Genomic DNA, 20,198 nt, shown 5'->3' with positions numbered 1-20,198 from the left:
CAGGATGAACAGGAAAGTACAGGTTGCTAACGAGACGGTATTCTTGTAACTTGTAACACGATTACCAAATAACATAACCAATTAACTAGCATTATGAATGATCTGCATCTTAAACTATTGTCCAAAATAGGTTGTTTTATCGTCATGTTATCCATACAGCCCTTAGCTCTTGCTGCGCAGAAATTGTCAGTGACTGATTTAAAAATCAATTATAAGGTAAATCCGATTGGTCTTGATGATACCAATCCACGCTTTGCTTGGAAATTGCAATCTTCTTTAAAAGAGGTTATGCAAACGGGCTATGAAATCAGGGTGGGAACCGACTCCAAAAAAATGAGTGACAAGGCGCTTTCCTGGCACTCAGGAAAAATAGAAAGCGATCAGTCGATCCATATTCCCTATGCCGGAAATGCGTTGGAATCGGCTAAGCGTTATTATTGGCAGGTAAGAGTTTGGGATAATAAAGGAAATGTATCGCCTTGGAGCGAAATTAACTTTTGGGAAATGGGACTGCTAAAACCGGATGATTGGCAGGCTAAATGGATTCGCAGTAGTCAGCATATGCCGGTTGAGTCTGGGCCGGTGCCCCTATTTAGGAAAACATTCCGTGTAGATGATAAGGTAATCAAAGCTCGGTTATATATTACTTCTTATGGACTTTACGAAGCATATATCAATGGACAGCGTGTTGGAGATGCGTATTTTACGCCGGGGTGGACCAGCTTTCATAAACAATTGCAATACCAAGTGTACGATCTTTCTGATCAGCTCCATCAGGGCGATAACGCTTTGGGCGTAATGTTGGGCGATGGTTGGTATCGTGGTAATTTAATGGGGGGGCGAAACTATTATGGTCAAGATCCCACGTTGCTTGCCCAGCTAGAAGTAGAGTACGCAAATGGTCACAAGGAGGTTATCATCAGCGATGATAGTTGGAAAAGCACCTCGGAAGGTCCGATCCGAATGGCTGATATTTATAATGGTGAAATTTACGATGCCCGTTTGGAACTCGACGATTGGACTAACGGGACTTTTGACGATACGCAATGGGAGAATACCGTGGTCATCGATAGTCTTTCTTACGATCACCTGGTTATTTCGCCTGCACCGCCCGTTCGAATACATGAAAGGCTGAAACCTGTAGAGATCATTACCACACCTAAGGGAGAAAAAGTAATAGATTTTGGTCAGAACCTGGTTGGATGGGTAAATTTTAAAGTACAGGGAAATGCAGGAGACTCCGTAGTCATTACCCATGCTGAAGTCTTGGATAAGGAGGGGAATTTTTATACAGAAAATCTGCGTGCGGCACAGCAGAAAATTACCTATATCACCGGGGGGAACGGGGAAGCAACTTACCATCCCCACTTTTCTTTTCAGGGTTTTCGTTATGTGAAAATTGAAGGTGCAGAAGAAGGGGTCGATCTGGAGAATATTGAAGCAATGGTATTGCATTCGGCAATGGCTAACACGGGTACTTTCGAGACATCAGATTCCCTGCTCAATCAATTGCAACACAATATACAGTGGGGGCAGAAAGGCAATTTCCTCGATGTGCCAACAGATTGCCCTCAACGTGATGAGCGATTGGGTTGGACAGGCGACGCACAGGCTTTTTTTAACACGGCAGCTTACAATATGGATGTGGCAGGCTTTTTTGTGAAATGGCTAAAAGATTTAAAAGCGGATCAATTTGCCGATGGTTCCGTACCACATGTAATACCTTATTATTGGGACGGTGAACAGGGTGGCTCCGCTGGTTGGGCAGATGCGGCAACCATTATACCCTGGGATTTTTATCAAGCTTACGGAGATCCCGGCATACTGGAAGATCAATATGAATCAATGACCAAGTGGGTGCAGTTCATGACAGCCAATAGCACGGATAATCTCTGGAATAAGGGCTGGCATTTTGGTGATTGGCTATTTTACATACCAAATGATGATCGGGATGGTAAAGCAGCCATTACCGATAAATACTTGATCGCACAAGCATTTTACGCCAATTCTGTGCAATTGATGATTAATGCGGCCAAAGTACTTGATAAGCAAGAAGATGTGTTAAAATATGAAGGGCTGCTGGCGAAAATAAAAGACGCCTTTGTGCATGAATTTGTAACCCCATCAGGTCGTCTGGTTTCCAGTTCTCAAACGGCCTATGTCCTAGCTTTGCATTTTGACATGTTACCGGAAGATGTACGTGCTCAGGCGGCAGAAAGACTGGTGGAGAACATCGAAAATTACGATAATCACCTCACTACAGGTTTTCTGGGAACGCCCTATCTCTGTCATGTGCTCAGCAGATTCGGTTATGAGGATGTTGCTTATACCTTGTTGAAGCAAGAGACCTATCCCTCGTGGCTCTATCCTGTAAAGCAGGGAGCAACTACTATTTGGGAACGCTGGGACGGCATTAAACCGGATGGCTCTTTTCAGAATAAGGATATGAACTCTTTTAATCATTATGCATATGGAGCCATAGGCGATTGGATGTATAAAAATATTACGGGCATTCGTGGGATGAAGGAAATGCCGGCGTATAAAATCTTCACCATTGCGCCGCGACCTGGAGGTGGCATAAAACACGCTAATGCATCATTAGAAACGGTATACGGAACGATCACGTCGGCTTGGAAAATTGAAGGAGATCAGTTTTTGATGGAAGTAACGGTACCGCCCAATACCAGGGCACACCTGGTTTTTCCGGATGCTTTGCCTGGAACCGTAAAGGAAAAAAGTGGTCAGAATATTGAAGGAACTGAACATGAAGTTGGGTCTGGAAAATACCAGTTCATTTTTAACATAAAAAGTTAGTGATGACCATTCGCTGCTCACTTATCCGTTTTATTATATTATTTATCTTGATGTGTCCCTGTTTTCTTCACTTGGTCTATGCGCAGGACTTCTATGGCGAGCGAAGAAATGAATGGCTCAGAAAAGCTGAAGAAAATAAACCAGTGCTTCATGAGCGATTAATAAATCCGGTTAACTTAGGAAGGTTAGAGGAAGATAAGCAAGCTTTCCAAGGTTGGAAAATTAACGCATCTATGAGCATAGATAGTTTATATCATAGCGGATTTACAAGCCAGTCTGGTGTTATTGTGGATTTTGGTGCGCATTATACCGGTCACTTCTCTTTTTCGTTGGAAAACTTTAACAGCACACCGGATGCCCCCTTACGGCTGAAATTTACCTTCGGAGAAGTGCCGGCAGAACTGGCAGTCCCGTTTGATCCTTATCCGGGAGGACTGAGTAGAGCTTGGTTGCAGGATGAAATCGTAACGGTAACCGAGATACCAACAACCATTACCATTCCCCGTCGTTTGGCCTTTCGGTATGTTAAAGTGGAACTCATCAGCCCTTCGATTGCTTATGATTTTAAAATTGCTAACATGCAGATAAAGGCTACCACGTCTGCCAATAGTGAAATTGAACCGCTATCAGCCGCTACTTCTTCGGTTATTCGGGATATTGACCGAATTGGGTTAATTACTTTACAAGAGTGTATGCAAACGGTTTACGAAGATGGCCCGAAACGAGATCAACGTTTGTGGATTGGTGATCTGTATCTGGAGGCTTTGGCCAATAATTTTTCCTTTAAAAATCATGGGTTAACCAAACGTTGTCTTTATCTGTTGGCGGCATTAAGTGATCTAGAGGGCTATTTGCACGGGACTGTTTTCGAAAAACCAAAACCACATCCGCAGGAAGGACAGAAGTTGCTGGATTACGCGTTACTTTATAATGTAGCTTTAAAGGACTATTATGAGATTACGGAAGATAAAGAAACCGCAGTAGACCTATGGCCGGTTGCTAAAAAGCAACTGGAATTACTGAAATTGTTTTTAGATGAAACCGGAATGATTGATTACGATAGGGCAGCTAAAGACATCTGGATTTTTATTGATTGGAAGGATGGACTGCATAAGGCGGGCGCCATTCAAGGCTTGGCCATATATTCGTTGAAAGAAACCTATGCGCTGGCTAAACGTTTAAATAAAGAAAATGAAGTGGCGGAGCTTCCTGCTCTGATCAGGCAAATGACAGATGGCGCGAGAAAGCAATTTTTTGATAAAGAAAGCAATTTATTTGTGAGTGGTGAAGATCAACAAGTTTCTTATGCCTCTCAGATCTGGATGGTCTTAGGTGGGGTAACCACCAAAAAAGAAGGAGCCAACATCGTTAAGCAGCTTATGCAGCATGAAAATGCATTAACACCTGGTGGACCCTATTTATACCATTACTTTTTACAAGCAATGATTAATTGTGGAATGGGACTTGAAGCGAAGGAAATTATGTTAAATTATTGGGGAAAGATGGTCGAAAAAGGAGCGGATACCTTCTGGGAGGTTTATGACCCTAAGGATGAATATAAATCGCCCTATAATTTCTACCCCATGAATAGCTATTGCCATGCCTGGAGCTGCACACCGGTATATTTTATAAGAAAATATCCGGATATCTTTCAAAAATAATGATGCAGGATAGCCCATGACGCACCGCTGGACGGTAAATAGTATATTAGGCCGAGAGAAAAAAAACCAATCAATGTATGAACCGCACAGGTGTTTCTTATTTATCGTTTTTTAGCTTTCTTTTTCTTGGACAGCTACTTTTTTTTCCGCTATTATTGCGGGGACAGCAGGCCATAGACGATGAAATTTCTTTTGCTGCCGAAGCAAAGATCGAAGGGGTCCTGGGGGAAAGGTTAGCTGTTGCTTACGAGCATAACATCTTAGCTCAGGATGTAGATCGTTTAATTGCTGTTTTTAAACCTGAGAATCGTACAGAAACCCGCATGTGGCAGTCGGAATTTTGGGGCAAATGGTTTACATCTGCCGTGCTGGCATATCGTTATCATCCAACATCGGAGCTAAAAGAGGTGCTGGATGATGCCGTGCATGGTTTAATGGCTACGCAAACACCCGATGGATACATTGGAAATTATGCAAAAGAGCATTTATTGGAGCAGTGGGATATTTGGGGAAGAAAATATTGTATGTTGGGATTGCTGGACTATTATGACCTTACCGGCGAAAAAACGAGCTTGGAGGCTGCGTCGAAATTGGCAGATAATCTTATCGATGATCTTGAAGGTAAGGATGGGATTATCGTTACCAAAGGTAATTATAGGGGGATGGCGGCGTCTTCAGTACTTGAACCCATTTGCTTGCTTTATGCGCGAACGAAGCAAAAGAAGTATTTAGATTTCGCAGAAGAGATTGTAAGCCAGTGGGAAAGTCCTGAAGGCCCCCAATTGTTGAGTAAAAGTAAGATACCTGTTGCCAAAAGATTTCCGAAACCTGAAAGCTGGTATAGTTGGGAACAGGGGCAAAAAGCCTATGAAATGATGTCTTGTTACGAAGGTTTGCTGGAACTTTATCGTATAACGGGAAAAGAAGCTTATAAAATAGCCGTTGAAGATACCTGGCAAAATATCCGCGACACCGAGATTAATATAGCAGGTTCAGGTGCATCTGCCGAAATGTGGTTTGGAGGCAAGGCGTTGCAGGCTTTTCCCGTCCATCATTATCAGGAAACTTGCGTTACTGTTACTTGGATAAAGCTGAGCGCACAACTTTTAAGGTTAACAGGAGAAAGCAAATATGCAGATGCAATAGAGCAGGCATATTATAATGCTTTGTTAGGTGCTGTGCATAAGGATGGTGCGCAATGGGCTAAATATACGCCTTTGACCGGGCAAAGGTTACCCGGTAGCGAGCAGTGCGGGATGGGATTGAATTGCTGTGAAGCCAGCGGCCCGCGCGGCTTATTTCTTTTTCCCAGATTGGTGGCGACAGCACAACGGGATGGGCTACAAATTAATTATTATGCAGATGGGGAATATGTGGTGAACACACCGAAAAAACAGTTGGTTACCATTCATCAAAACACGGCTTATCCAGAAGATGGCCTGGTGAATATCGTGGTAAATCCCGAAAAAGAAGAAGAATTTGCCATCAACCTGCGTATTCCATCATGGAGTACGCAGTCGGCTTTAAAAGTCAATGGAGAAACGATTCGAGATTGGAAACCCGGTGCGTATGTATCAGTGCGAAGGAAATGGAAGAAAGGCGATCAAATTGAACTCCAGTTGGATATGAGAGGAAGGGTGGTAAAGTTGGGTGATGTACTGCAATACACGGCTATTCTTCGGGGCCCGATTGTTTTGACAAGGGATACCCGTTTGGGAACGGTTCCTGTAGGGATTTCGCTAGACCCCAAAATGATTGAAGGAAACCATATTGAGTTGGAGCCTTTTACGGATAATAAAGCAGGCTTTTGGATGTTGTATCATGCTTCTTTTATTCCTGAATCATATCGGGAAAAAGGGGCCGATCCCTTAAGTATTATTTTATGTGATTATGCTTCTGCTGGATATGGCGATGAAACGAATCCTTTTTTTCAAACCTGGATTCCGCAGGTTGTAGACCCTAGGTCATCGAACGAAAATTATTAAGCTTAGATTTAGATGAAGAATATATTAGTTGTTGTGTTTGCTTCTATGTGTTGTGTGTCATGCGTTGCGCAAGAACCTTTAAATAGTCCGATGGCATTCATGGAGGCACATACCAAAAGCAATTTAACTAGAACCTTTATAAATCCACAAAGGATTTTATTAAAAGCTGGACAAATAGCAAATAGTGAAGCGCTGTTAAATAAAGGAATTGGGCAGGCTGATCTTGCCAATCGGGATGTATGTGTTTTGAAGAATACGAGTAGTGGAGAAAAAGCCGGTATTTTAATTGATTTTGGAAGAGAGCTTCACGGGGGAGTAGAGATCGTTACCGGAATGTGGAAGGAAAATAAACCTTTGAAAGTGAGGGTTCGTTTCGGTGAATCTGCCAGTGAAGCTATGAGTGATATTGGAGAAAAGGGTGCAACAAATGATCACGCTATACGTGATTTTACTACTTTATTGCCCTGGCTGGGAAAAATTCAATTGGGCGAAAGTGGGTTCCGCTTTGTACGGATAGATCTAGAGGAAGAAGATGCCGAATTACAGTTAAAAGAGGTAAGCGCGATATTTACCTACCGCGATATTCCTTATTTAGGGTCCTTTAAGAGCAGTGACGATCGGCTGAATCAAATTTGGGAAACCGGTGCCTATACGGTGCATCTAAACATGCAGGAGTACCTTTGGGATGGTATAAAACGAGATCGATTGGTATGGGTGGGGGATATGCATCCGGAGGTGGCGACAATCAATAGCGTCTTTGGCTTTAATGAGGTGGTACCGAAGAGTTTGGACTTATCGAGAGAAATAACACCCTTACCGGATTGGATGAACGGGATAAGCACCTATTCCATGTGGTGGATTATTATTCAGCGAGATTGGTATATGCATCATGGTGACCTGAATTATCTTAAAAAGCAACAACCCTACCTCGCACAATTATTGCGACACCTTGTTGCCAAAATCGATGGAAATAAAGAATCGTTAGATGGGAATAGGTTCTTGGATTGGCCGTCCAGTGAAAATAAAGCTGGAATACATGCAGGGTTACAGGCTATGATGGTTTTATCCCTACAAACCGGTGTTGAGCTTTCTGAAATATTAGAAGATACTGCAACCGCTGCTATTTGTAAAGAGGCAGTTGCTAAATTAAAACAGTATACTCCAAACCCCAACCAGTCCAAACAGGCAGCGGCATTGATGGCATTGGCTGATTTAATGCCAGCCGCTCAAGCGAATAAGGAGGTACTTGGTGTTGACGGTGCAAAAGACTTCTCCACCTTTTATGGCTACTATATGTTGCAGGCTATGGCAAAAGCAGGCGACTATCAGGCAGCATTGAATAATATAAGGACTTATTGGGGAGCAATGCTTGATCTTGGGGCTACTACCTTTTGGGAAGACTTTAACCTGGAATGGCTGCCCAATGCTTCAAGAATAGATGAGTTGGTGCCTCCGGGAAAGAAAGATATACATGGCGATTATGGAGCCTATTGCTACGAAGGCTTTCGCCACAGTTTATGCCACGGATGGGCTTCCGGGCCTACGGCTTGGCTCACTGAACATATACTGGGAATAAAAGTGACTGCGCCAGGCTGTAAGGAGATTAAAATTACACCACATTTGGAAGATCTTGAGTTCGCGGAAGGAACCTTCCCAACGCCCGAAGGCTTGGTTTGGGTAAAACACACAAAGCAGGCCGATGGAAAAATAAAAACAGCGGTCAAGGCACCCAAAGGGATTAAAATAATTCAGTAAAAATTATGTATCTTTCAGCTTTCTAACCGATGTGCATGAAAACCGATCCGTTTTTCGATTATATTAGAATTGATGAATTTTCTGTCACGCCCAAATATCTGCAATTAACCAATGCCGTGCTGAATGCCATTAAAGAAGGTAAATTGGAGAAAGACATTATGTTGCCTTCTATTAATGAGTTGAGCTTTGTCTTAGAGGTTTCTAGAGATACAGCAGAAAAAGGCTATCGATACCTGAAAAAACTAGGTGTGATCGATTCAGTGCCAGGTAAGGGTTATTATGTTAGCCGTACGGATTTTAGGCAAAAAAAGAGCATCATGTTACTTTTTAACAAGCTCAGTGCCCATAAAAAAATCGTTTACGACGCTTTTATAAAAACTTTGGGTACAGACGCCGCAGTAGATTTTTACGTATATAACAACGATTTTAATCTATTCAAGAAATTAATACAGAACCAAAAACAGGAATACACACATTATGTAATTATCCCCCATTTTGTTGAAGAAAGAGATAAGGCTGCGGAGGTGATCAATCAGATTCCGAAGGAGAAGCTATTGTTGCTGGATAAGAAGGTGCCGGAAGTAGAAGGAAATTATGCTGCGGTATACGAAAATTTTGAAGTGGATATTTATCATGCATTGGAACAGGCAAAAGATGAATTGAGTAAATACCATACGTTGAAGCTTATTTTCCCAGATAAAAGTTATTTTCCACGGGAGATTATTAAAGGCTTCTACCATTTTTGTCAGCAATATGCTTTTGATCACTTGCTGGTAAGCGACATAGCAAAGGAACCCATCAGGGAAGGTGAAGTATATATCAATTTAATGGAGGATGATCTTGTTATTCTTTTGGATAGAATTATTTCGTTAAAGCTGGAAGTAGGCAAACAGGTTGGCGTGATCTCTTATAATGAGACGCGCGTTAAAAGGTTTATTCTTAACGGTATAACTACTATTTCTACCGACTTTGAAAATATGGGGTCAACTGCGGCCAGATTAATATTGGAAAACTCAAAACAGCATATAGAAGTGCCTTTTTATTTATTCAAAAGAGCATCTATTTAACTACTTTACTGCCCCTATTGCTTCGCCGACTTCAATTGGTAGGTCGGATTCCAGTATATCGGCGCCATCTTTGATAATCGCACGATAAGCTTCCGCTCTTTCTCCTTTTGTCTCAAGTTTGTCGTAAGTAGATGCCGAGGAAATCATGCAGCGAATGCCTTTTCCATGCAATAGTTTATACATGTCCTGATTCTCAGGCTTGATGTCCGGGCCAATGTATGCGATCATTTGTTTGGATGGGATGCCGGCATTTTCATACATTTTTAGCTCTTCCGGCGTTTTTACAAAGGCAGAGAACATTTGCTTTTTATTTTTGTGGTAATAAAATTTAGCCTGTTCGGCGTTATGGACAGTAACCATTACGAAGGTTTCCGCTTGATGCTCTTTTATGATGGCCGCAGTCATTTCCATTGGAACGTCTTTTTTATCGAGGTTCAAAATGGTTTTTCCCCGCGCCCATTCGATGGCGTCTGCGAGCGTTGGGATACGGAAGGGGGTAATATTACCCGCTACATCTTTTAAGTTAAATTGCTGGAGTTCCTGGTAAGTATAATCACTTACTTTGCCTTTTCCGGTAGTTGTTCGTTCCAAGGTGGCATCGTGCATCAGTACAATAATACTGTCTTTCGTTAATCGTGGATCTATTTCATAAAATGCCGGAATATATTTCAATGTGTTTTCAAATGCCTCTAGGGAGTTCTCGGGAAAGCCCATCTCCATACCGCCCCGATGGCCACTGATAATAGGTTTATTCCGACCGTGATAGGCAAAAAATTGATAGAGATCTGCTGCTTTTTTCAGTGGGACAATATAAAGTTTCTGTTGTGCGATACTGTAACTACAAAAGCTTATGAAAAGCAAAAATGTCAGAAAAAATGATCGTTGCATAATAATTTTTTTAACGTATGTTTAATTGCTGTAGAGTTAAAACTCCATGATTATCTAAATTAAATACGGTGATGGCTGCATTTTCTTGGACAATTCTACGGTAATTTCGCAAAGGCATTCCTAATTTATAGGCGAGATAAAGCCGATTAACCGTATTATGTGCCGCGACTAAAATATTGCCATTGGGGTACTGTATTAGCAGTTCCATGAAGAAATCGTCTACGCGACCAGCAATTTCTGATCCTGTATTTCCGGTGCCTCCTGCGCGGTTAATTTCGGGAGCTTGTTCCCATTGCTGCCACAGGGCAGGGTCGTCTTTTACAAACGTTTCCCTGGTTTTCCCTTCCCAACTTCCAAAATCTAACTCCATGAGCCGATCGTCTTTCTTTACGGCGATGTTATGGTTACAGGCATGCATAGCGGTGACGTAAGCTCTTTTTAAAGGCGAAGAGAAAGCTGCGTCAAATGAAATGGAAGAAAGTGACTGTGCGGCTAAACGCGCCTGCTGTAAGCCCTTTTCTGTAAGCCCTATATCTGTAGTGCCACAATAACGGTTGCCCTCAGCATTATAAGACGTTTCACCGTGTCGGAGTAAATAGACAGTTAACATGCTGTAAGGTATTTTTTTTGTATTAACAAATGGATAAATTTATGATAATTTTCGTCATAGCGTGCTGCTAAACTTCGCTCAGGATATACCTCCAATGATCGGTGTGTCATGTGTTCCACAGCCTCAGTGACCGTGTTAAATATGGTCTTTGAGGCAGCACATATGGCGGCACCAAGCACACCGGACGCTTCCTTACACCGGTAGACAGGCTTGTTGAGCACATTACTTCTAATACGTAACCACGTATCGCTATTACTTCCCCCTCCAGCGGTAAAAACAGCTATCACCTTTTCGGAGGATAGTTTTTCAATGAGCTCGTAAGCATAACGTTCTAGATACGCCACGCCTTCCATATTGGAAGTGTATTGTTCGATTTTGGATAAGTTTTTTACCGAAAAGCCACGTGCCTGAGGTGAAATGAATGGGAAACGTTCTCCGACTTGTTTTAGTGGCCACGATAAGTAGGATGTAGGGGTCAGTTTGGCGGCTTGTTCGTTTAAAGATGCCAGATCCACTTGCTCATAATCTGTGCTGATCCAATCGGCTCCCGTATTGCTGGCACCTCCCGGCATCCAGAAACCTTCGGGGTGACGATGATTATAAATCCTCCCTTCAGGATCTCGCAGAGCTTCTTTTGTAACCCCCTTGATTACCATAGTGGTACCGATAGTGGTATTCCAATCTCCAGGAGATATCGCGCCCGAGGCCATCTGAGAAGCACATCCATCGGTTATGCCTACAACAATAGCTACACTAGCTAAATTCAACTTATGAGCCAGTTTAGGTTGTAACGCTCCTATGACTGTTCCGGAAGCAACTACGCGCTGGAGCCAGGTAGACTGGCTAACCAAATGTTTTTTTAGATATCCGGGCCATTGTAGGTTTGTAATGTCAAAACCGGTTTTTAAAGCATTGGTATAATCGGTAACATCGTAAATTCCGCTTAGCCTTCCCGTAATAAAATCGGCTGCATGTATCCATTGATTGATGGTTCCGACTTTTTCAGGAAAGTGTTTCGTAAACCAACGGATTTTAGGTAAACCGCAAGAAGTGTTGAAAGCATTAAACCCTTCTTCGCAGTACTTCTGGGCTATGACGCGGCAATATTCACCCTCTTCGGCCGATCGTTTGTCGCTATACATGAGTGCATCGTGTAAAGGGTTTCCTTCGATATCTATGGGAATCACCGTCCCGGAGGTTGACGTGGCGGCAATTGCCTTGATAGCTTGAAGGTCTATCGATGAGGAAGCTTGGTGTAGCAGTTCTTTAAGGGCAGTTATGGTGTGTTCCCACCACATTAAGGGCGATTGCTCCTCCCTCGATCGTTCGGTAAGCTCAAATGATTTACTGGTGCTGGCTATAATGTCTCCTGTAGCATCAACGACAGCTGTACGCACACCTTGTGTGCCGATATCGATGCCGATCACATATGCATTCATGTGTTTATTTTTTTAAAGGTATTTCGTACCTGTTGCCATTCTTGATAAAGTGCTAAGTATTGTTCTCGATCTTGCGGAACAATTTTTTCTGAGGTATTAGGTGAAGCGATAGGTCTATTCAAAGCCTGATTGCACAGGAACGCCCCACCGACTACCGACGATTGCCAATAGGTATCTCTAATGATAATGTCCTTGTTGAGCAGGTGTGCAAGAAATCGCCTTAATGTACGGCTTTGTACGCCTCCTCCGCAAGCCAATATATAATTTTTTGTATGGGGTCTTACGCTGCACAATGTTTTGTAGTTTTCATATATGCTGCAGGCAATGTCCCAAAGAATAGCCCAAACAAAGTCTCCTCTTGTCAATTGATGAGATACCGGTGCATGGAAGATAAAGCCACCTTTGGTGAGGGGCGATTTTTCGTCAGCTAAAAGCGATCCAAGAGAAGCCATACATTGATGGTAACTAATGGCAGTCAATTCATTTTCAATGACGGCGTAATCTTCATTTGGATAGAAAATCTCTTTTAGTCGTTGATAATTTAAGCCGGTTACACCAGCGTTGGCTTCCAGTATAAAAGTATCCGAATCAATGTGTCTGTTGGTCCAGGTGCGCTCTTTTTCGTCAACCGTATAGGTGTTTATTAGCTTGACGATAGGGGTTGTTGTGCCTGACACGATGACTACGTCGTCTAAAGTGGGAGCAACACTTTTAATGGCGACTTGGGTGTCGGATCCACCGGTAACGACCAAGGTGTCTGGAGCCATATGGAGGATTTCACCAATAGCAGATCTTACTCGTCCTTTAATGCTTCCTGATGACACCAAGGGAGGCAGTAAATTGAAAGGAAGATTGAAAACCTTGCAAAGGTCTTCAGACCAATGACCCTTTTTTATGTCGTAGAGTAAGGTTTCCGATGCTTGGGAATGTTCGTAGGCAAGCGTATCACAAAACATGAACTCTACCCAGTCGCTGATACTGGTGAAAGAAGCTGCCTTTTGCCAAATTGCCTTTTTTCGCTCACGCAGACCAACGAGTTTTAGGGCAGAAAATAAGGCCGTAGGGTACCTCCCGGTAGTGGCATACACAGCCGATTTATCCTTTATCAAATGTTCCCATTCTCTGCCACGGTTATCGTGATTAGACATACCGATGAGCGCCTTGCCCTGCTCGTCTAGCACGACCACGCCCTCCCGCTGGCTGGTAGCCGTAATCGCTGTAATATTTAAATTGTCAGCATCTTGCAAAACTTGTTGGGTCATCTCGATGATCTGTTGCCAAAGACGATCAGGACTAAAAAAAATGGCATCTGGATAATCGGTGTCTTTTTCATAATGTACATTCTCTCTTTTTAAGCAAAGAATGTTTCCGGTAGGTAATACGGAGGCTACACGAACATTTCCTGTTCCTATATCGATCACTAAATAAGCGTTTTGCCGTTGATTGCTCCTTTTATCCATCATGGGTTTGATCCAATAATTCTTTGTTCACTAGTTGCTTAATTTCTTTCTGTCCTTCTTTAAAAAAAGATTTTAATGCTCGGTTCATAATATCGGCATGGTGGTTCTCCACTTCGTGAGTAGCACCTGCAATATGTGGCGTGGCAAGCACATGATCATGGTGTATAAGTTGATAGTCTATTTCGTCAGGTGGTTCATGATCAAATACATCCAAAATTGCACCCCTAATCTTTCCCTGTTCAATAGCGGATAGTAGATCTTCTCTATTTACTACAACCGCCCGGGAGGTATTCACAAAAATAGCGTCTTCTTTCATTAAAGAGAGCAGGCTTTTAGCGATCATGCCTTTGGTCTGCTCTGTGACAGGGAGATGAATAGCGACAACATCGCAAGTACTAAAAACTGCTTCTAAAGAGACTTTTGAAAAATGAGGGTTTTCGGAAGTATAGTAAGGGTCATAATAGCATATCTCCGTAGGAAAATGCTGCAAAATATTGGCCGTGGTTTGCCCTACCGCACCAAAGCCAACCATGCCTATTTTTTTGCCTGCTATTTCATTTCCTTTGAACTGTAAATAAGAAGTATGTGCTCCGACCTCCCATTTTTCGTCTTCAAGCCATTTGATGCTAGCTAATGTATTACGCATGAAAGTGATTAGATTGGCGATGAACATTTCGGCTACTGCTTGCGCATTTCTTGCAGGTGTATTAAATACCGGAATTTTTAAGGCTGTGGCTGTGTTTATCGCAATATTGGAAGGTGTACCCCGGCAAACACCAATAAATTTTAGTGCGGGGTATGACTGGATAACACGTTCAGTTACCTGGTCATGCTCAGTGATGAGGGCATCTGGCCGTACTTCCTGTAGCAACTTGATTAATTCCTCTTCGCTATAAGCACTTCCCTTTTTTTTCCATAAGTGATAGGTAACTTTCCCAAAAAGCGATGCTAATTCTTTCTGTGCCTTTTCATAATAAGGGGCTGTAATCAAGATATTCATATATTATTTTTGTAATGTTAATTAAATTATGTTTTCTCGTTGTACGACGTCTATCGGGATTTTTTTTGCGATAGGGAGTGTAATGAACGTGGTTAATACTGCGCTTAAAAAATACAGACCTGCCAATATCCAGATGACACCTTCACTGCCAATGCTTCCAATTAACAGACCAACAATAGCCGGTCCTACAAACACGGGAAGGCCGGCGCCTAAGTTAAGAATAGCCATCGCAGCTCCTTTGTCTTTAGTTACCAGTGAAGGCACCAATGCCGAAAGCGGTACGTAGCCTGCCAGTAGCGCGCCCCATAAGACACCTGCCATCATAATAATCCAGTAATTGCCACCAAACCAAGCGGGTGCATAGAACAATAATAAGGTGGTTATTCCACATCCAATACCTCCAAACCAGATGATGGTGTTTCGCCATCCTAAACGATCTCCTATAAAACCAAAAATTAGATTGAACACAATGTTCGCGGTGAAAATGGTTCCCCAAATCTGTAACCATTCTTTTGTGGAGATGTTGAATTGCGCCATATAGATCGGAAGGAAAACCGGAAAGGCAAATTGAGCCGTAGTATTGATGACGCGCACAATGCCACCCAGTAATACTTTAGGTTCTTCTTTGATAATGGTGAACCCCTTCATAAGTTCTTGTGTTTTGGTGTTACTGTTATCTGACGACTTTAATATAAAATGATCTTTGTTGATTACCAAAGCAAACAGTGCTCCAAGTGCTACCCAAAAAATAGAGCTCCATAAAGTGTTCTGATATCCCAAACGCTCAATTGCCCAGCTAGAATAATAAGCCCCTAAAACATTTAACCCCCCGGTAAAAACAAACCAAAACCAGCCAACGGCTCTACCCAACATTTGCTGTGGTGTGCGGTAGGTTATCCACACGAGAAACGAATAAGCAAATAAGGGGTAACCAAAACCTCTAACGGCATAGGTGGCTAACATTACGGGGTAGTTTAGACTCCCCATACCATAGCCAACAAAGCCAACTGTGCCTATAATATAAAGAAGTAAACCCACAACCATTGCTTTACGTGGACCATAACTCTCTGCAAGTACCCCCGAAAACCATGAAGAAACGGCAATAGTAATACCATAGACGGTAAACAGAGAAGCTGATTGCTCGATACTCATGTTGTGCACTAAGAGGTAGGGGCTGAGCCAACCTTGCTCAACGCCATCTCCCATCATAAAGATTAAAACGCCCAAGTAGCCCCAAGATAATGATCTGGGAAGTCCAACACGGTTAAATATGGAGGTGGGGTTTATCATATCATCTATGTTTAAATTGGCGCTATGGTTTTTCAAATAAACAAAAAGAAATATTTATTAACAAATATAAAGTTAAATAAATAAAATTTAACATATGCCTCTGCGGCGCTTTAAGAAATATTGAGTAGTATTGTGGAATAATCGATTATTATGAGAAACATTACTAAAAGGCATGAAACCATTATAAAGGTGATCAAAGCAAATGGTAGTGCAACAATTCCAGAGTTGATAGAAATGACGAAGGTCTCTGGAGTAACCATACGAAAAGATTTAAAATTTCTGGAGGACAAAAATCTATTATTTTGTACCCGGGGAGGTGCCTCGCTAACCAATCCTTATGCGAATGATAGGCCAATAGTGGAAAAAGCATTGATTAATCCAGATAAAAAGCAAAAAATAGCCAGGGCTTCCCTTGCCTTGATCAAGGAGAATGATTCGATTATGATCGGTTCGGGCACAACAGTGTTTGAATTGGCTAAAGTTTTACAGCCTGAACATCCGTTAACGGTTATAACTCCAGCTATAAAGGTTGCTTTTGAACTCAGCGGTAAAGCTAATATGGATGTGCTTCAGTTGGGAGGTTTGGTTAGGCCAAGCTCGTCGTCTGTTGCTGGTGTGCATGCAGAACATATTTTGGAAAATATATCGTGTGGCGTGTTATTTATAGGGGTAGACGGAATAGATATTGATTTTGGGTTGTCTATCAGTAACCTGGCGGAGGCGGGGTTGAATCAAAAAATGATCAGGTCAGCACAAAGTGTTGCCGTTTTGGCAGATAGTACGAAGTTTGGTAAGCGAGGAATTGGACGGATCTGTGAGTTAAATGAGATACAGTATATTGTGACTGATGATGCAGCTCCACCAGCGATGATTAAGCAGATTGAAAAAAAAGGGGTTAAGGTGATTACGGCATCTTGAGCTTAAAATCGTATAAATGCTTCAATCTGTTGATCAGTGAACTTTAGGGTATCTTCTTTATGGAAGGTGATGTCATCATTAATTTCTTGTTTGATATAGGGTATATGGATACGTATAGGGAGAATGTGCAGTTGTAAGTAATGGCATATGCCTGTAAAATGTTCTACGCCACGGATATTTCCATATTTACCACTGCTAATACCTACTAATGCTGCCTTTTTTCCGACAAAGCTATCCGGGAACAGACAGCCGTCGATCAAGATTTTAAGAACACCGGGAAAGCTTCCATTGTATTCAGGTATGATGAATATAAATTTGGTGGTGGCGGTTATGCGGTTCTGTATCGGTTGAAATGCTTCACTGCGTGCTCCATAGAGGTCGCTTACAATAAAATTGTCTGGCAAATCTTCCAGCGAGAGGATTTCTGAACCCAAACCTTTCTTATCCAATTGTTGTTGGTAATAGTTGGCAACCTTTAACGAATAACTGTTTTTACGGTTTGTACCGGCAATAATTGTGATCATTGTGGATAATGTGTATAAAATCTGAACCTCTTCGGGTTTTTAAGCCGTGTAAATTTTGTATCTTAGCAACCTTGAGATATAATGTTTAAAAACTGCGAAGTTAACAAATAAAGCATGTTTTTAATTCATAAATATGTAATGATAGGTGTTTTTTGGTAGAAAATTTTGCTTTTACAAAAAAAATAAATGCCTGATACAATATCGCCTTGACATTACTAGTTTAATGGATATATCATAAGCTACTTGTGGTTTAAATGATTTGAACCGTTAAACTGCTGATATATGACTTACGACTTACAAATAACAAATGGGTAAAATCATAGCACTGGCCAATCAAAAAGGCGGCGTAGGTAAAACTACCTCTTCCATAAATTTAGCAGCAAGCTTAGCTGTGTTAGAGTATCGGACACTTTTAGTAGACGCAGATCCTCAAGCTAATTCCACCTCTGGTATTGGTTTTGATCCTCGAACAATCAAAGCGAGTGTATATGAGTGTATTATAAATGATCTTGATCCTAGAGAGGCTATACAGAAAACAGATACGCCTAATCTAGATCTATTGCCAGCGCATATTGACCTTGTGGGGGCAGAAATAGAAATGATTAACCTGAATGAGCGAGAATATAAAATGCGTTCGGTGCTTAATCAGGTCATTGACGATTATGATTTTGTTATCATCGATTGCTCACCGTCTTTAGGTCTGATTACGATTAATGCACTTACCGCTGCACATTCGGTGATTATACCTGTTCAATGTGAATATTTTGCGCTTGAAGGGTTAGGTAAATTATTGAATACCATAAAGATTGTTCAAAACAGATTAAATACTAACTTGGAAATAGAGGGTATTCTCTTAACCATGTATGATGTGCGTTTACGTTTATCTAATCAAGTGGTGGAGGAGGTGCGGTCGCATTTTAATGATTTGGTGTTCAATACGATTATTCAGCGGAACACACGTTTAAGTGAAGCGCCAAGTTTTGGTATTTCTGTGATTATGCACGATGCTAATTCGAAAGGGGCGATCAACTACTTAAATTTGGCAAGAGAGATTTTAGTTAAAAACGGTTTACAGAAAGAGCAACAAGAGGCAAGTATATAAAGAATATGGCGCAGCAGCGGAAAATTGGATTAGGTAAAGGACTAAGTGCACTATTGAACGATACCGGAGAAGTGCAAAAAACATCTGGTCTAAAATCGGAAAAAGAGGTGGTCGGAGGGGAAATTCTTCCGGATTCGGTTAATCAGGTTAAGCTAGCAAATATTGAAGTTAACCCTTTTCAACCTCGGACTGACTTTGATGAGGCGGCATTGAATGAGTTGGCGGGATCTATCAAGCTGCAAGGACTTATACAGCCCATCACTTTACGTAAGACTGGTGCGGGGAAATATCAGCTGATATCTGGTGAAAGGCGTTTAAGGGCTTCTAAAATAGCGGGTTTATCTGAGATACCAGCTTATATCCGTACGGCAAATGACCAACAAATGTTGGAAATGGCCCTGATAGAAAACATCCAACGTGAAAATCTCAATGCGATAGAAGTGGCTTTGAGCTTTCAGCGGATGATTGACGAATGCAACCTTAAACAGGAAGAATTAGGTGATAGGGTAAGTAAAAATCGTTCTACGGTAACAAACTATCTGCGTTTGCTAAAACTGCCTCCTGTTATTCAGGCTTCTATTCGCGATGGTAAGTTAAGCATGGGGCATGCCCGAGCGCTGATCAATGTTGCAGATGTTGATAAGCAGTTGTATATTTTCCAGGAAATTATAAATAAGGGGCTTTCTGTTCGGAAGGTAGAGGAACTGGTACGGCTAGTTGCGGATGCTGGCCATAAAAGTAAGTCAAAGACGAATACTAAAGGGAAACCTATGTCGTTTGAGTTTCAGAAGATTCAAGATGACTTAGCGTCTAAATTTGCAACAAAAGTAAAATTAAATATGAAAGGGAAGGAAGGGAAAGGATCTATTGAAATCCCTTTTATGTCTGAAGATGATTTAAGCCGTATCTTGGAGTTATTAGATTGGTAATGGCTGCGTTAAGGTTTTTACTCTCATTCTTTCTCTTGCTCGCACTATCGCTATCGGGATATGCGCAGGTTCCGGACAGTATACGCACGCCAAGAGATATCAGCACAGACCGTTTTAATATGACTGATACGACCAATCTTCCTGAAAAAGAAAATAGGGGGGGGCGCGAGGAAGAAAAGCAACCGGAGATCTATAAAGATTCTGCTCGTTTGGCCGTAGAAGGAGTTACCCGTATAGCTGCTACACGATCGGCTATACTGCCTGGGTGGGGACAGCTTTTTAATGGGGGTTGGGGGTATGTAAAGGCGCCAATCGTATGGGCTGGTTTTGGAGGACTGGGTTATTCATTTGTTTTCGCTCAGAAGAATTATCGGGAGACTTTAGATGAGGTACAGCAACGCGTGCAAAACCAGGATATACCAGAAAACCCAAAATATGAAGGGGCAGATACCCAATGGTTGATTGGAGCGAAAGACTTTTATCGAAGAAATCGTGATCTGACGGTGCTGTTAACATTAGGTTGGTATGCGCTCAACGTAATTGACGCTTATATCGATGCGAAATTTGTGCGTTATGATATGAGCGACGACTTAACGTTTAAAATTACTCCTACACTGATGCAGGCTCCCAATGCTTATGCTTTCTCGTCGATGCCTGTGGTAGGCTTAAAAGCTACTTTTGTTTTTAAGTAGTGTTTTACGCGATCGTTCGTGTTAACTAAAATCGTATATTGCAAACCTAAATAAATATATCAAC

At 41.9% G+C, this 20,198-nt stretch carries 16 protein-coding genes; 9 read left to right on the top strand and 7 right to left on the bottom strand.

The features are described from left to right. The first annotated feature begins 93 nt into the window (after positions 1-93). From H8S90_RS02165 to H8S90_RS02145, 5 genes are all read left to right on the top strand, one after another. Positions 94-2,814, top strand: a complete 2,721-nt coding sequence (locus tag H8S90_RS02165; protein ID WP_222852216.1) for a glycoside hydrolase family 78 protein — start codon at positions 94-96, stop codon at positions 2,812-2,814. A 2-nt stretch (positions 2,815-2,816) separates the two neighbouring features. Next, entirely contained in the window at positions 2,817-4,475 is a 1,659-nt protein-coding gene (locus H8S90_RS02160) for a glycoside hydrolase (protein ID WP_187340984.1), read from the top strand. A gap of 77 nt (positions 4,476-4,552) precedes the next feature. Then, positions 4,553-6,460: a glycoside hydrolase family 127 protein gene (locus tag H8S90_RS02155; RefSeq protein ID WP_187340983.1), complete on the top strand. Its 1,908-nt coding sequence runs from the start codon at positions 4,553-4,555 to the stop codon at positions 6,458-6,460. Between the two features lie 12 nt (positions 6,461-6,472). Then, positions 6,473-8,215 (top strand): alpha-L-rhamnosidase C-terminal domain-containing protein, encoded by a 1,743-nt coding sequence (locus tag H8S90_RS02150; protein ID WP_187340982.1) that lies wholly within the window; start codon positions 6,473-6,475, stop codon positions 8,213-8,215. A gap of 35 nt (positions 8,216-8,250) precedes the next feature. Beyond that, entirely contained in the window at positions 8,251-9,282 is a 1,032-nt protein-coding gene (locus H8S90_RS02145) for a winged helix-turn-helix domain-containing protein (RefSeq protein ID WP_187340981.1), read from the top strand. On the opposite strand, the gene H8S90_RS02140 is transcribed toward H8S90_RS02145, so the two are convergent. From H8S90_RS02140 to H8S90_RS02115, 6 genes are read right to left on the bottom strand one after another with little or no spacing between them, the layout of a single operon-like run. Further along, entirely contained in the window at positions 9,283-10,170 is an 888-nt protein-coding gene (locus tag H8S90_RS02140; RefSeq protein ID WP_187340980.1) for a glycerophosphodiester phosphodiesterase family protein, read from the bottom strand. It lies immediately after the preceding gene. Positions 10,171-10,180: 10 nt separating this feature from the next. After that, the gene (locus H8S90_RS02135) at positions 10,181-10,780 is read right to left on the bottom strand and encodes a histidine phosphatase family protein (protein ID WP_187340979.1); all 600 of its coding nucleotides are present in this window, start codon (positions 10,778-10,780) and stop codon (positions 10,181-10,183) included. Continuing rightward, positions 10,774-12,219 (bottom strand): FGGY-family carbohydrate kinase, encoded by a 1,446-nt coding sequence (locus tag H8S90_RS02130; protein ID WP_187340978.1) that lies wholly within the window; start codon positions 12,217-12,219, stop codon positions 10,774-10,776. Before H8S90_RS02130 ends, H8S90_RS02135 begins: the two co-directional genes overlap by 7 nt. Beyond that, positions 12,216-13,682, bottom strand: a complete 1,467-nt coding sequence (locus H8S90_RS02125; RefSeq protein WP_255501770.1) for an FGGY-family carbohydrate kinase — start codon at positions 13,680-13,682, stop codon at positions 12,216-12,218. The genes H8S90_RS02130 and H8S90_RS02125 overlap by 4 nt, the downstream gene beginning before the upstream one ends. Beyond that, positions 13,672-14,679: a 2-hydroxyacid dehydrogenase gene (locus tag H8S90_RS02120; RefSeq protein ID WP_187340977.1), complete on the bottom strand. Its 1,008-nt coding sequence runs from the start codon at positions 14,677-14,679 to the stop codon at positions 13,672-13,674. Before H8S90_RS02120 ends, H8S90_RS02125 begins: the two co-directional genes overlap by 11 nt. 21 nt (positions 14,680-14,700) lie before the next feature. Further along, positions 14,701-15,969: an MFS transporter gene (locus H8S90_RS02115; RefSeq protein ID WP_187340976.1), complete on the bottom strand. Its 1,269-nt coding sequence runs from the start codon at positions 15,967-15,969 to the stop codon at positions 14,701-14,703. Positions 15,970-16,119: 150 nt separating this feature from the next. On the opposite strand from H8S90_RS02115, the gene H8S90_RS02110 reads away from it, so the two are divergent. Beyond that, entirely contained in the window at positions 16,120-16,887 is a 768-nt protein-coding gene (locus tag H8S90_RS02110) for a DeoR/GlpR family DNA-binding transcription regulator (protein WP_187340975.1), read from the top strand. Positions 16,888-16,889: 2 nt separating this feature from the next. Here the strand turns inward: H8S90_RS02110 and H8S90_RS02105 are convergent, their stop codons facing one another. Next, positions 16,890-17,411 carry an NADPH-dependent FMN reductase gene (locus H8S90_RS02105; RefSeq protein WP_187340974.1) on the bottom strand — a complete coding sequence of 174 codons (522 nt, stop codon included), beginning with the start codon at positions 17,409-17,411 and terminating at the stop codon, positions 16,890-16,892. A gap of 307 nt (positions 17,412-17,718) precedes the next feature. Here H8S90_RS02105 and H8S90_RS02100 point away from each other — a divergent pair, with 307 nt between their 5' ends. From H8S90_RS02100 to H8S90_RS02090, 3 genes are read left to right on the top strand one after another with little or no spacing between them, the layout of a single operon-like run. After that, positions 17,719-18,513, top strand: coding sequence for a ParA family protein (locus H8S90_RS02100; RefSeq protein WP_187340973.1), 795 nt, complete (start codon positions 17,719-17,721; stop codon positions 18,511-18,513). Positions 18,514-18,518: 5 nt separating this feature from the next. After that, entirely contained in the window at positions 18,519-19,442 is a 924-nt protein-coding gene (locus H8S90_RS02095; RefSeq protein ID WP_187340972.1) for a ParB/RepB/Spo0J family partition protein, read from the top strand. After that, on the top strand, positions 19,442-20,134 hold the full coding sequence (locus H8S90_RS02090; RefSeq protein ID WP_187340971.1) for a DUF5683 domain-containing protein: 693 nt from the start codon (positions 19,442-19,444) through the stop codon (positions 20,132-20,134). Before H8S90_RS02095 ends, H8S90_RS02090 begins: the two co-directional genes overlap by 1 nt. Positions 20,135-20,198: the final 64 nt, after the last annotated feature.

Source organism: Olivibacter sp. SDN3 (assembly GCF_014334135.1).
Classification (GTDB): domain Bacteria; phylum Bacteroidota; class Bacteroidia; order Sphingobacteriales; family Sphingobacteriaceae; genus Olivibacter.
The sequence above is the reverse complement of the archived record's forward strand: the minus strand, read 5'-3'. Positions and strand labels throughout refer to the sequence as shown.